Origin of the sequence: Massilia agilis, from assembly GCF_024756255.1 — a bacterium.
GTDB classification, from domain to species: Bacteria; Pseudomonadota; Gammaproteobacteria; order Burkholderiales; family Burkholderiaceae_D; genus Telluria; species Telluria agilis.
The window spans coordinates 1,305,741-1,317,904 of record NZ_JANUHB010000002.1; the positions used below are offsets into that span (position 1 = coordinate 1,305,741).

A 12,164-nucleotide genomic window follows, 5' to 3' on the forward strand; every position below is an offset into this window, starting at 1 on the left:
ATTGCTAAGCGCGGGCTGCCACGCGACGAGTCAAGAACGCTTGGCTGCTGACGTTACTACGCTTGTCAAACCGGGAATGGCGATGCCGGAGGCGGCTCGTCGACTCGAGAACGAGGGATTCCATTGTGATTCGCAGGCCATGAGCCCATTGTTAACTTGCACGCGAACGCATCAAAGCTTGATGCCCAGTACATGCATCGCACGCGTGAATCTTCAACTGTCGGATGACGGAACGACAGTCGCGGCCGTTACTATCCCCAAAATTGCCTGCGCCGGACTTTAATCATATCGGGACGATTGGGCATCAAAGCAGCGTCGAAAATGTTAGATCGGGGCGGATGTGTTTAATAACAAAAAAGCCCCTGAAAATCAGGGGCTTAGTGATCTTGGCGGAGAGAGGGGGATTCGAACCCCCGATAGGCTATGAACCTATACACGCTTTCCAGGCGTGCGACTTAAACCACTCATCCATCTCTCCTGATGGGGTCCCGCTTGCACGGGAGCCGCATATTATAGCAAGGATTCTCGGCAGTACAACTGTTTGCCGATGTCGCGTCCCCGGGACAACCGGAGACCCAGCCCCTCGACCCGGTTTTGAAGCGAAGAAAGAGGTCTTCCCGCCGTAACGATTTGGAACAACTTCGTTTCGTGCGCTAGCTCAAGCGTGTATAGCATGAGCCCATGAACTTTACTTTTTCATCACACGAGTTCGGGCTCTGCCGGGTGAAGTTGTGGGCGAGCGGCCGCTACGGATTTTCGCTGCCGAAAAAGGTCGAGATCACCACGCCTGCCGGCCAGGTGAGCACCTTCTTCTACCTTAACCACACCGCCGAGTTCAAGCCGGAACTGAGCAACCGCGACATCGTGCGCATCGCAATTGCCCAGTTCCTCGCGCGCGCGCAGCACGCCGGCGAAGCTACCCCTGTGGACCACTCGATCGCCCCATTTGCCGGCAAGCTGACCCAGGTGCGTGCCGACACGCCACGCGGCGCGCCGCTGCGGGTGCGGCCCGGCAAGTCGTACGCCCGGCAGTGCCCGGCACAGCCGGCCATCATCGACCAGGCAGCCACCTACCCCGGCATGGAGTGACAGCAACCATGCGCCACCAGTTCACCCCGGCACAGGTCACGATGCTCATTTGCCGCGCGGAACGGCAGCTCGAGCAGGTGGTGGCCGACACGCTGAAGATCCAGCCGGCCGGCACGAACATCGCGCGTTCTACGCGGTTCGCGTTCGACGAAACCGTTGTATCGCTGATGAAGCTGTTCCGCGAACACATCGACGGCGGCTCTGGCGTGGCCACCCAGATCGCCCGCGAATATGCGATGGGCTTCGACCCGGGGTCGGGCACCACGACCATCGCATGCGTGCGCAAGATTGCCGACCTGGTCCGGCATGCGCGCGAGCGCCACCTGGCCGCGTGAGCTGAGTGTGAACTGGCCAACGGAGCAAACGGTCCCGGCTGAGGGATACTGCGGCGGAAAGGAGCACTGATGCGCACTCGCAGCGGACAGGACCGGCGCAGGGATGGGTGGACGGCAGAGCGGATCAATCTTGCCGCGTTGGCGGCGCGCGCGTTCGACTTGCATGCGGCAAAGAACTACCTGCGCCTCAGTGGCGTCAGCCCCGATCTCGTGCAGCGGTTCGCCGCCCAGTATCCGTCGGGCTTGCGGGCGGAAGTGTCGGGGAACGGCAGCGATGGACGGCGCACACGGTCCGATCCCGGTGCCGGGTGACCCGACGAAGCCGCGTTCCGCGAAGCTCAGCATGGGTCCCGGTGTGCGCCGGGACGACGTTTTGGGTGAGCCTGCGCTCCGGTGCCCAGCACGCATTGACTCGTCGCCAGTCCGGTGACAGGATGTCCCGACAGAGCCGTTCCATTAAATCGGGAGGCAGTCATGGCACGTGTTGATGTGTTGATCGTTGGCGCAGGGCCGACCGGCCTGGTCCTCGCGCTGTGGCTCGCACAGCAGGGCGTTGGCGTTCGCATCGTGGACAAAACGCCGGGACCGGGCACCACCTCGCGCGCGCTGGCAGTGCAGGCGCGCACGCTCGAGCTGTATCGCCAGCTTGGCCTTGCGGACGAGGTGCTCGCGGCCGGCAAGCGCAACCCCGGCTTCAACCTGTGGGTCGGCGGTGAACGCAAAGCGCACCTCTCGTTCGCCCAGGCCGGCGCTCAGCTCACGCCCTACCCTTTCCTCCTCGTCTATCCGCAAGACCAGCACGAAGCACTGCTGGTGCGCCACCTGGAGCAAATGGGCGTGCCGGTGGAGCGCAACACCGAGCTGCTGGACTTCGACGACAAGGGCGACCACGTTGGGGCCCGCCTGCGCAAGCCCGATGGCACCATGGAGACCTGCGAGGCGAACTTCCTGGCCGGCTGCGATGGCGCACGTTCGCCGATCCGGCACCAGCTGGGCGCGCGCTTCGAGGGTGGCACGTACGAGCACATTTTCTACGTCGCGGACGTGAAGATCAGCGGTCCGGCCGCAAATGGTGAGGTGAACATCTCGCTCGACCAGTCGGACTTCGTGGCCATCCTGGCCTACTCGGACGACGGGCACGCGCGGCTGATTGGCACCGTGCGCGAGGACCGCGCGGGACAAGCGGAGCAGCTCACGTTCGAGGACGTGAGCCAGCGCGCCATCGCGCGCCTGCGCCTGACGATCGACGAGGTGAAGTGGTTCTCGACCTACCGCGTGCATCACCGCATAACCGACCGTTACCGCCAGGGCCGCGTGTTCCTGCTCGGGGACGCCGCCCACATCCACAGCCCGGCTGGCGGCCAGGGCATGAACACCGGGATCGGCGACGCGATCAACCTGGCATGGAAGCTCAAGGCCGTGCTCCATGGCGAAGCCGGCGACAGCCTGCTCGACAGCTACGAACCCGAGCGCATTGCGTTTGCCAAGAAGCTGGTGGAGACCACGGACCGCGTCTTCACGTTCGTGACGGCGGAAGGCGGCTTTGCCGACTTCGTCCGCATGCACGTTGCGCCGCTGTTCGCTACTGCTGTGGACCACATCGACGCGGTCAAGGAGTTCATGTTCCGCGTGCTGTCGCAGACGATGGTGAGCTACCACACCAGCCCGCTGAGCGAAGGGACGGCCGGCCACGTCAAAGGCGGCGACCGGCTGCCGTGGGTGCGCGCCGATACAGTCGACAACTATGCGCCGCTCACCGCAATCGAGTGGCAGGTGCACGTATATGGGCAGGCGACGCCCGACCTGCGGGCGTGGTGCGAAGCACGCGACATCGCGCTGCACGAATTCGCCTGGCACGACGAGTACGACAAGGCCGGAATGGCGCGCAATGCGGCTTACCTGCTGCGACCCGACACCTACGTGGCGCTGGCCGAGCCCGGCGGCTCGGCACAAGCGCTGAGCCGCTACTTCAGCGAGCGCGCTTTCACGAAGTTCGCCTGATTCACAACCCGGCTGCGAGCCGCCTGGTGATCTCGGCGGCCGACACCGCCGCGCAGCCGGTTGCGTTCTCGCCAGACCACAGCGGCGAGAAGTCGCCGGATCCCTGCGCCTCCGCCTTGGCGCGCAAGGGTGCAATCGCCGACGTCGCGAGCGGGAAGGCTGGAACCTGGTCGTTGACGGGGCCAAGCTCGCGCATCACGCGGTTGACGATGCCGCGCGCGGGCCGACCGGTGAACAGGTTGGTGAGGGCCGTGTGGCGCGCCGCCGGGCTGGCGAGAGCCTCGCGGTGGATGGCGCTGATGGTGGACTCGGGGCACAGCAGGTAGGCCGTGCCAACCTGCACGCCGGCCGCGCCAAGCGCCATTGCGGCAGTCACGCCTGCGGCGTCCGCAATGCCGCCGGCTGCGATCACCGGCACCTTCACTGCCTGCGCCACCTGGCGCACCAGCGCGAACGTGCCCACCTGCGTGGTCAGGTCGTCGGTGAGGAAGATGCCGCGGTGGCCGCCCGCTTCCAGGCCCTGCGCGATGATCGCGTCCACGCCGCGCTCCTGCAGCCACAGCGCTTCGTCCACGGTGGTGGCAGAAGCGATGATCTTCGAGCCCATCGACCTGACCTGCTCCATCAACTGGTCGCTGGGCAGGCCAAAGTGAAAGCTGACCACGGCCGGGCTGAACTCGCGCAGGATGTCGGCCACTTCGGCGGAAAACGGATTGCGGCCCGGCCCGGTGGGAATGCTGGCGGGGTCGATGCCGTACTCGCGGTAGAACGGCGTCATAGCCTGGCGCCAGCGCGCTTCGGCCGCCGCATCGGGATCGGGCTGGGTGTGGCAGAAGAAGTTGACGTTGAAAGGCTTGTCGGTGGCGGCCTTGATGGCGGCCAGCTCCTTGCGCATGGCGTCGGGCGAGAGCATCGCGCATGGCAGCGAGCCAAGGCCGCCCGCATTCGATACCGCGATCGCCATTGCACTGCCCTGCGCGCCGGCCATCGGCGCCTGGATGATTGGCAGGGCTATCCCAAACAGTTCTTGCAAGCTCATGTGCGCCTCTACGTTATTCGTGATGCAGCCAGTTTACTGCGGGTTGGCGTTTCGGGCACTGCTTGCGATGATTTTCGGGCCGGACTAACGAACGACGGCGACGGCATCGATCTCGATGCGGCAATCGCTGCGCACCAGCCGCGATACCTGGACCAGGCTGCTGGCAGGCGGTTCGCCGACGAAGTAGATATCACGCACTTCGCGGAAGGCCGGCAGGTCGTCCATGTTGGTCAGGTAGACGTTGATCTTCACTACGTCGTTCAGCAATGCGCCGGATGCGGCCAGTGCGGTCTTCAGGTTTTCCAGCGCCTGGCGCACCTGGGCACGGGCGTCGTCGCCGGCTGGCTTGCCATCGGCGGTCAGGGGCAGTTGGCCGGAGACGTAGACGGTGGTGCCGCCGGTCGTGGCAAGCGCGTGCGAGTAGCCGTTGGGCTTGGACAGGCCCGGTGGGTTGAAGCGGGCGGTGTGCGATGGCGCTGCGCAGCCAGTGAGGCAGGCTGCGGCGAGCAGGATGGAACAGGCGGCGTTCAGGCGCATGGGTGTCTCCTCAGAAAATTGTGAGGATTATAAGATGCGGGGCTGCTGCTGTGGCTGCGTGACCGGTGGCTCAGCATGGGTCCCGGCCTTCAACGGGACGACGGTTTTTGGGTTAACAATGAGCGCGGGCACGGCCGCCGAACAAAAAAAAGCCGCCCTCGCGGGGCGGCTTTGCGTAGCTGACGCAGCGCGTCAGGTCGATTCCTTGAGCTGCTCCAGGATCGCCGGGTTTTCCAGCGTGGAGACGTCCTGCGTGATCGTCTCGCCCTTGGCCAGCACGCGCAGCAGGCGGCGCATGATCTTGCCGGAGCGGGTCTTGGGCAGGTTGTCGCCGAAGCGGATTTCCTTGGGCTTGGCGATCGGGCCGATCTCGTGGGCCACCCAGTTGCGCAGCTGCTGCGCGATCTGCTTGGCTTCCTCGCCCGACGGACGTGCGCGCTTGAGCACGACGAACGCGCAAATCGCCTCGCCGGTGGTGTCGTCCGGCTTGCCGACCACTGCTGCTTCGGCCACCAGCTCGTGCGCCACCAGCGCCGACTCGATCTCCATCGTGCCCATGCGGTGGCCCGACACGTTCAGCACGTCGTCGATACGACCGGTGATGGTGAAGTAGCCGGTGTCCTTGTTGCGGATCGCGCCGTCGCCGGCGAGGTAGTACTTGCCGCCCAGTTCTTCAGGGAAGTAGCCGGCCTTGAAGCGCTGCGGGTTGCCCCAGATGGTGCGCAGCATCGACGGCCACGGACGCTTGACGACCAGGATGCCGCCCTGCCCGTTGGGCACGTCATGCCCTGCTTCGTCCACGATCGCGGCCATGATGCCCGGCAGCGGCAGCGTGCACGAACCCGGCACTTCGGGGGTGGCGCCCGGCAGCGGGGTGATCATGTGGCCGCCGGTTTCGGTCTGCCAGAAGGTGTCCACGATCGGGCACTTCTCGTTACCGACGTTACGGTAGTACCACATCCAGGCTTCCGGGTTGATCGGCTCGCCCACGGAGCCGAGCAGGCGCAGCGAGGACAGGTCGAACTTCTTCGGATGCACGTTCTCGTCGGCATTGGATGCCTTGATCAGCGAGCGGATTGCGGTCGGCGCGGTGTAGAAGATGGTCGCCTTGTGCTTGGCGATGGTCTCCCAGAAGCGGCCGGCGTTCGGGAAGGTGGGGATGCCTTCGAACACGATCTGGGTCGCGCCCACGGCCAGCGGACCGTAGGTGATGTAGGTGTGGCCGGTGACCCAGCCGATGTCGGCGGTGCACCAGAATACGTCGTTCGGCTTGATGTCGAAGGTCCACTTCATCGTCTGCGCGGCCCACAGCAGGTAGCCGCCGGTGGCGTGCTGCACGCCCTTCGGGGTACCGGTCGAGCCGGAGGTGTAGAGGATGAACAGCGGGTGCTCGGCGCCAACCCATTCCGGCTCGCACTCGGCACTCTGGCCATCGACCAGCTCGTGCATCCAGATGTCGCGGCCCTGCTGGAAGTTGATGTTGCCGCCGGTACGCTTGTAGACGATCACGTCGCGCACGGTGTCGCAGCCTTCCATGGCGCAGGCTTCGTCGACGATGGCCTTGAGCGGCAGGGCCTTGCCGCCGCGCATTTGCTCGTCGGCGGTGATGACAGCCACGGCGCCGGCGTCGATGATGCGCTCCTGCAGCGACTTGGCCGAGAAGCCGCCGAACACGACCGAGTGGGTTGCGCCGATACGGGCGCAGGCCTGCATGGCGGTCACGCCTTCCACCGACATCGGCATGTAGATGACGACGCGGTCGCCCTTCTTGATGCCGCGCGACTTGAGCGCGTTGGCAAACTTGCAGACGCGCTCGTGCAACTGGCGGTAGGTGACGGTGGTGGCCTTGCCGTCGTCCGCCTCGAAGATGATGGCGACCTTGTCGGCGTTGCCGTTGGTCAGGTTACGGTCGAGGCAGTTGTAGGAAGCGTTCAGTTCGCCGTCTTCGAACCAGGTGTAGAACGGTGCGTTCGACTCGTCCAGGACCTTGGTGAACGGCTTGTGCCAGTCGAGCGTCTCGCGCGCCATGCGCCCCCAGAAACCCTCGTAGTCTTTCTCGGCTTCGGCGCACAGCTTGTTGTATGCGTCCATGCCGGAAATGGCGGCCTGCGCAGCAAAATCGGCGGGCGGCGGGAAGATGCGGTTCTCCTGCAAGCCATTTTGTTGCTGGGAAGTCTCAGTTTCGGCCATGCTAGTCTCCATAGTGTAATTTTGCTAGTTAACTTAGGCGCACACGCTTACTGAGCCCTTACAAGCCGCACACGCCCGCCCCTTTCGTTGTGTGATTTTACCAATGCTGCGCAAAGCATTGCAGCTTGTGAACAGCTATGCGCGTCGGGTGTAGAATGATGGGCTGCAAGTGCGTAGGGTGGGCACTTGTGCCCACGCGCGACCGGTGCCTTGACGCTGCGCGTGACCGCGTGGGCACAAGTGCCCACCCTACTGTCAGCTCCGATTTCATCAATGCGAGAACACCCATGACAGTCATTAAACAGGAAGACCTGATCGAGTCCGTTGCGGCCGCGCTTCAATACATCAGCTACTACCACCCGGCCGACTATATCCAGCACCTGGCACGCGCCTATGAGGTGGAACAGAGCCCGGCAGCGAAAGACGCGATCGCGCAGATCCTGACCAACTCGCGCATGTGCGCCGAAGGCAAGCGACCGATCTGCCAGGACACCGGCATGGTCAACGTGTTCCTGAAGATCGGCATGAACGTGCGCTTCGAAGGCTTCACCGGCACCGTCACCGACGCCGTCAACGAAGGCGTGCGCCGCGCGTACAACTTTGCGGACAACAAGCTGCGCGCCTCGATCGTGGCCGACCCGCAGTTCGACCGCAAGAACACCAAGGACAACACCCCGGCCGTGGTGCACATGGAACTGGTCGAAGGCGACAAGGTGGACGTGAGCGTTGCGGCCAAGGGCGGCGGCTCGGAGAACAAGACCAAATTCGTGATGCTCAACCCGTCCGACTCGCTGGTGGACTGGGTGCTCAAGACCGTGCCGCTGATGGGCGCCGGCTGGTGCCCGCCGGGCATGCTGGGCATCGGCATCGGCGGCTCGGCCGAGAAGGCGATGCTGCTGGCCAAAGAGTCGCTGATGGAAGACATCGACATGTATGAGCTCAAGCAGCGCGGCCCGCAGAACAAGCTGGAAGAGCTGCGCATCGAGCTGTTCGACAAGATCAATGCACTGGGCATCGGCGCGCAGGGCCTGGGCGGCCTGACCACGGTGCTGGACGTGAAGATCAACATGTACCCGACCCACGCCGCATCCAAGCCGGTGGCGATGATCCCGAACTGCGCTGCAACGCGCCACGCGCACTTCGTGCTCGATGGCTCGGGCCCGTCCTACATCGAGCCGCCCGCGCTGTCGACCTGGCCGGACGTGCACTGGGCTCCGGACACCGAGAAATCGAAGCGCGTGAACCTTGATACCTTGACCCGCGAAGAAGTGGCTGCGTGGAAGCCGGGCCAGACTCTGCTGCTCAACGGCAAAATGCTGACCGGCCGCGACGCCGCGCACAAGCGCATCCAGGACATGCTGGCCAAGGGCGAGCAGCTGCCGGTGGACTTCACCAACCGCGTGATCTACTACGTTGGCCCGGTCGATCCGGTGCGCGACGAGGTGGTTGGCCCGGCAGGCCCGACCACCGCAACCCGCATGGACAAGTTCACCGACATGATGCTCGAGAAGACTGGCCTGATCGCCATGATCGGCAAGGCCGAGCGCGGTCCGGTGGCGATCGAGTCGATCAAGAACCACAAGTCGGCATACCTGATGGCGGTGGGCGGTTCGGCCTACTTGGTGTCCAAAGCGATCAAGTCGGCCAAGGTGGTTGGCTTTGCGGACCTGGGCATGGAAGCGATCTACGAGTTCGAGGTCAAGGACATGCCGGTGACCGTGGCAGTCGATTCGACCGGCACCTCGGTGCACGAGACCGGCCCGAAAGAGTGGGCGGCCAAGATCGAGGCGCTGAACGTGCCGGTGGTCGTCGCCTAAAGCACCACCTGCTTCACGTCGTCCCCGCGCAGGCGGGGACCCATGGACGATTTGCGCTGCCGCTTCGCTTGAAGCAGCCGCTATGCAAACTCAGCATGGGTCCCCGCCTGCGCGGGGACGACGGTTTTTGGGCTGCTGGTTCGGTCCACTCGGCCTTGCCGCCGGCATCCATGAGCGCTACCATTCCTGCATGAATCTCCCCCTTTCCGCCAACGACGCGCCGGTCGGCATCTTCGACTCCGGCGTAGGCGGCCTGTCGGTGCTGCGGCATATCCGCGCGCAGCTGCCGCATGAACACCTGCTCTACTTTGCCGACTCCGGCTTTGCCCCCTACGGCGACAAGCCGGAACACGTGATCGCTGAGCGGTCGCTGATGGTTGCGCAGTTCCTGATCGAGCACGGCGCGAAGGCGCTGGTAGTGGCCTGCAATACGGCGACGGTGGCGGCCATTGCGCTCCTGCGCAAGACCTATCCCAAGCTGCCGATCGTGGGCGTGGAGCCGGGCCTGAAACCGGCGGCGGCAGCCACCCGCAACGGCAAGGTCGGCGTCATGGCGACCGAGGGCACGCTCGCCGGCGACAAGTTCCTGCTGCTGCGCGACCAGATTCGCGCGGCAACCGACACCGAATTCCTGCTCCAGCCCTGCCACGGCCTGGCCGACCAGATCGAACTGGGCGAGCTGGATTCGGACGCGACCACGCGTTTGCTCGAACACTACATCGTGCCGCTGCTCGACGCAGGGGCCGACACGCTGGTGCTCGGCTGCACCCACTATCCGCTGGTGCGCGCGTCGATCGAGCGCGTCATCGCCAACGCGACGAAGCGCGAGGTGGCGCTGATCGACACCGGCGACGCGGTGGCACGCCAGCTCGCGCGCCTGTTGCAAGCGGCCGGCACGGCAAGAACGGCGCCGGGGCCGGGCACGCTGGACGGCTACACGACGGCCAGCGCCACCGCCCTGTCGGCCGCGTTCAACAGCCTGCTCGGGATCGACCCGCCGGTGCACGAGGTCGCCTTCCCGCCCTTCGCTAGCTGAGCAGCACATTTAAATTTGCCTGTCTCGCCAGTTCTTTGTATAATCTCGAGCTGTCCCGCTGTCATGCGGACAAAAAGCAACACCAGTGGTGGCTGTAGCTCAGTTGGTAGAGTCCAGGATTGTGATTCCTGTTGTCGTGGGTTCGAGTCCCATCAGCCACCCCAAGAACACCAATCGAATCAAAGGGTTACACGCTTCGGCTTGTAGCCCTTTTTCGTATTTGCTAAAGTCGCCGGAATTTTATAAAAATCCGATGGCAGGGGCTCTATCGCCAGCGGGGTTTGTTCCGGCCGAGGTCGATCTTCCAACCGTTGAGCAGGAGGAATACGAATGCCCCAAAGCACAGCCCTAGAACTCCCACAAGCAATAACAACGCTACTGCAAGTACTTGGGGCAACATCCATAGCAGGTGTTCTATCGTCCTGGTCGGCATTGCTAGCATTCCCTCCTGAGCTTGCTATCGAGTCGGTCATCGACAAGAGCAAAAAATTCAATTCCGAGTCGCGTATCAAGATCAAGAACCTGGGCAAGCTCCCAGCGATCAATATTTTCTGCGATGTGCACGACGGCGACATAAGGATGGGGCCGATTAAACTGAAAATGACCGCCATAAACACCGGCTCGACGCGAATCCACAAGTTATCGGGTGGTGAAAGCGCCGAAACCTCCGTCACTCCCGGCGTTCACCTGAGCGAGGCCGCCCAGCTGACCACCTTCTCTTACGTCTTACGTCTAAAGTACGAAGCCAAAATTCTGTTCTTCAAGAAGAAGTTCTCGAAGAAATGGAAGGTAGAACTGCGCAACTTCGAGGACGGGTTCTCGTGGAATATCGCCCCGATTGAATAGCAGCTATGCCACCGGCTTGACCTTGACCGTCCGGGTCCGGTTGTAGACTCGGTCGGTCGTCGCCCGGTTCTTGTGGGTCTTCCAATCCTCCTATTTTTCTGACATCTCGTAAGCCGAAATTGAAGGCCGAGCCGAGCGCGCTCGCGGATCTCCATCAGGTGCTGTGGTGCGATGGTAGGTCGTGGTGCGCCGTCCGTGCCGTACGTACATTTACTTCGGCAGCGCTGCTTTGGCCTTGTTGCGCGGCCGCCCCCATCTTTGTTGCCATGGTTGGTCCTTTCTGGGGTGCTCTTGTTCGCCGTGGTGCAACCCTGTGGCCCTCCCTGAAGGGCCAGTCACTTCGATTTTCTCTCAAATATCCATCTGCTTTTTCTGATTTTCCTGGATGGCTTGCAGCTATACACTTGCCCTCGCTGCAACTGAAAATAACAACCTGCGGATAACAAAGGCGCAGGCTCAACCAGAAAGGGATCCGGAATGAGGACACTGCCATTGAAGTTTTTCGCTGGCGCCGCCGTGCTGTTGCTGCTGTTTGCGCTGGCGCCGTTTGCCTCTGTGCCCGCCGGGCACCGCGGTGTCATGACCACATTCGGCAACCCGAGCGACCAGGTGCTGAGCGAGGGCATCCACTTTCGCGTGCCGCTGGCCCAGAAGCTGAACCTGGTGAACGTATCGATCCAGAAGGGCGAAGGCGAAGGCGACGCCGCCTCGCGCGACCTGCAGACCGTGCACACGCGCATCGCCTTGAACTACCACGTCAAGCCGGAAGGCGCGGTGTCGGTGTTCCGCGACCTTGGCAACGAGCCCGGCGAGCGCATCATCATCCCTGCCGTGCAGGAAGCGGTGAAGGCAGTCACCGCGCGCTTCACGGCCGAGGAGCTGATCGCCAAGCGCACCGACGTGCGCGACCAGATCATCGCCCAGCTGCGCGAGCGGCTCGCGCGGCATGCAATTGTGGTGGACGAGTTCTCGATCGTGAACTTCAACTTCTCGAAATCGTTCAACGATGCCATCGAGGCCAAGACCACCGCCGAGCAACTGAAGCTGAAGGCGGAGCGCGACCTGCAGCGCATCGAGGTCGAAGCGAAGCAGCGGGTTGCCCAAGCGCGCGCGGAGGCTGAGTCGCTGGCAATCCAGCGCCAGCAGGTGACCCCGGAGCTGATCCGCCTGCGCGAGATGGAGAACCAGCGCATGGCGATCGACAAGTGGGACGGCAAACTGCCCAACGTGGCCGGCGGCGCGGTCCCGTTCATCAACGTGAAGTAGCACAGATG

The 12,164-nt window shown here is 63.5% G+C and carries 11 protein-coding genes and 2 tRNA genes; 9 read left to right on the forward strand and 4 right to left on the reverse strand.

The annotated features are described in order from the left end of the window. Positions 1-387: 387 nt before the first annotated feature. Positions 388-478, reverse strand: a tRNA-Ser gene (locus tag NX774_RS13020). 203 nt (positions 479-681) lie between these two features. Between NX774_RS13020 and NX774_RS13025 the strand changes: the two genes are divergently transcribed. The 4 genes from NX774_RS13025 (at position 682) to NX774_RS13040 (ending at position 3,425) form a co-directional block, all read left to right on the forward strand. After that, positions 682-1,089, forward strand: a complete 408-nt coding sequence (locus NX774_RS13025) for a hypothetical protein (protein ID WP_258822600.1) — start codon at positions 682-684, stop codon at positions 1,087-1,089. 8 nt (positions 1,090-1,097) lie between these two features. Continuing rightward, complete coding sequence (locus tag NX774_RS13030) at positions 1,098-1,424, forward strand: hypothetical protein (RefSeq protein WP_258822601.1); 327 nt, start codon at positions 1,098-1,100, stop codon at positions 1,422-1,424. Positions 1,425-1,493: 69 nt separating this feature from the next. Then, the gene (locus tag NX774_RS13035) at positions 1,494-1,736 is read left to right on the forward strand and encodes a hypothetical protein (protein WP_258822602.1); all 243 of its coding nucleotides are present in this window, start codon (positions 1,494-1,496) and stop codon (positions 1,734-1,736) included. 162 nt (positions 1,737-1,898) lie between these two features. Then, on the forward strand, positions 1,899-3,425 hold the full coding sequence (locus tag NX774_RS13040; RefSeq protein ID WP_258822603.1) for an FAD-dependent oxidoreductase: 1,527 nt from the start codon (positions 1,899-1,901) through the stop codon (positions 3,423-3,425). Between the two features lies 1 nt (position 3,426). Here the strand turns inward: NX774_RS13040 and NX774_RS13045 are convergent, their stop codons facing one another. The 3 genes from NX774_RS13045 to acs all read right to left on the reverse strand — a co-directional run bounded on the left by NX774_RS13045 (position 3,427) and on the right by acs (position 7,191). Further along, a complete protein-coding gene (locus NX774_RS13045; RefSeq protein ID WP_258822604.1) occupies positions 3,427-4,464 on the reverse strand; it encodes an NAD(P)H-dependent flavin oxidoreductase in 1,038 nt (345 codons plus the stop codon). 84 nt (positions 4,465-4,548) lie between these two features. Then, positions 4,549-5,001, reverse strand: coding sequence for a RidA family protein (locus tag NX774_RS13050; protein ID WP_258822605.1), 453 nt, complete (start codon positions 4,999-5,001; stop codon positions 4,549-4,551). Between the two features lie 192 nt (positions 5,002-5,193). Next, complete coding sequence (gene acs / locus NX774_RS13055) at positions 5,194-7,191, reverse strand: acetate--CoA ligase (RefSeq protein WP_258822606.1); 1,998 nt, start codon at positions 7,189-7,191, stop codon at positions 5,194-5,196. Between the two features lie 287 nt (positions 7,192-7,478). Between acs and NX774_RS13060 the strand changes: the two genes are divergently transcribed. The 5 genes from NX774_RS13060 (at position 7,479) to NX774_RS13080 (ending at position 12,156) form a co-directional block, all read left to right on the forward strand. Further along, positions 7,479-9,008, forward strand: coding sequence for a fumarate hydratase (locus NX774_RS13060; protein WP_258822607.1), 1,530 nt, complete (start codon positions 7,479-7,481; stop codon positions 9,006-9,008). A gap of 190 nt (positions 9,009-9,198) precedes the next feature. Beyond that, entirely contained in the window at positions 9,199-10,044 is an 846-nt protein-coding gene (murI, locus tag NX774_RS13065; protein ID WP_258822608.1) for a glutamate racemase, read from the forward strand. A gap of 88 nt (positions 10,045-10,132) precedes the next feature. Then, positions 10,133-10,208: transfer RNA gene (locus NX774_RS13070), tRNA-His, on the forward strand. Between the two features lie 166 nt (positions 10,209-10,374). Then, positions 10,375-10,890, forward strand: a complete 516-nt coding sequence (locus tag NX774_RS13075) for a hypothetical protein (protein WP_258822609.1) — start codon at positions 10,375-10,377, stop codon at positions 10,888-10,890. A 492-nt stretch (positions 10,891-11,382) separates the two neighbouring features. After that, positions 11,383-12,156 carry a prohibitin family protein gene (locus NX774_RS13080; RefSeq protein WP_258822610.1) on the forward strand — a complete coding sequence of 258 codons (774 nt, stop codon included), beginning with the start codon at positions 11,383-11,385 and terminating at the stop codon, positions 12,154-12,156. The last annotated feature ends 8 nt before the right edge of the window (positions 12,157-12,164 follow it).

What these genes read in the sequence shown, in the direction of transcription:
- NX774_RS13025 (WP_258822600.1), top strand. Translation starts at nt 682, where the DNA reads ATGAACTTTACTTTTTCATCACACGAGTTCGGGCTCTGCCGGGTGAAG.
- NX774_RS13030 (WP_258822601.1), top strand. Translation starts at nt 1,098, where the DNA reads ATGCGCCACCAGTTCACCCCGGCACAGGTCACGATGCTCATTTGCCGC.
- NX774_RS13035 (WP_258822602.1), top strand. Translation starts at nt 1,494, where the DNA reads ATGCGCACTCGCAGCGGACAGGACCGGCGCAGGGATGGGTGGACGGCA.
- NX774_RS13040 (WP_258822603.1), top strand. Translation starts at nt 1,899, where the DNA reads ATGGCACGTGTTGATGTGTTGATCGTTGGCGCAGGGCCGACCGGCCTG.
- NX774_RS13045 (WP_258822604.1), bottom strand. Translation starts at nt 4,464, where the DNA reads ATGAGCTTGCAAGAACTGTTTGGGATAGCCCTGCCAATCATCCAGGCG.
- NX774_RS13050 (WP_258822605.1), bottom strand. Translation starts at nt 5,001, where the DNA reads ATGCGCCTGAACGCCGCCTGTTCCATCCTGCTCGCCGCAGCCTGCCTC.
- acs (WP_258822606.1), bottom strand. Translation starts at nt 7,191, where the DNA reads ATGGCCGAAACTGAGACTTCCCAGCAACAAAATGGCTTGCAGGAGAAC.
- NX774_RS13060 (WP_258822607.1), top strand. Translation starts at nt 7,479, where the DNA reads ATGACAGTCATTAAACAGGAAGACCTGATCGAGTCCGTTGCGGCCGCG.
- murI (WP_258822608.1), top strand. Translation starts at nt 9,199, where the DNA reads ATGAATCTCCCCCTTTCCGCCAACGACGCGCCGGTCGGCATCTTCGAC.
- NX774_RS13075 (WP_258822609.1), top strand. Translation starts at nt 10,375, where the DNA reads ATGCCCCAAAGCACAGCCCTAGAACTCCCACAAGCAATAACAACGCTA.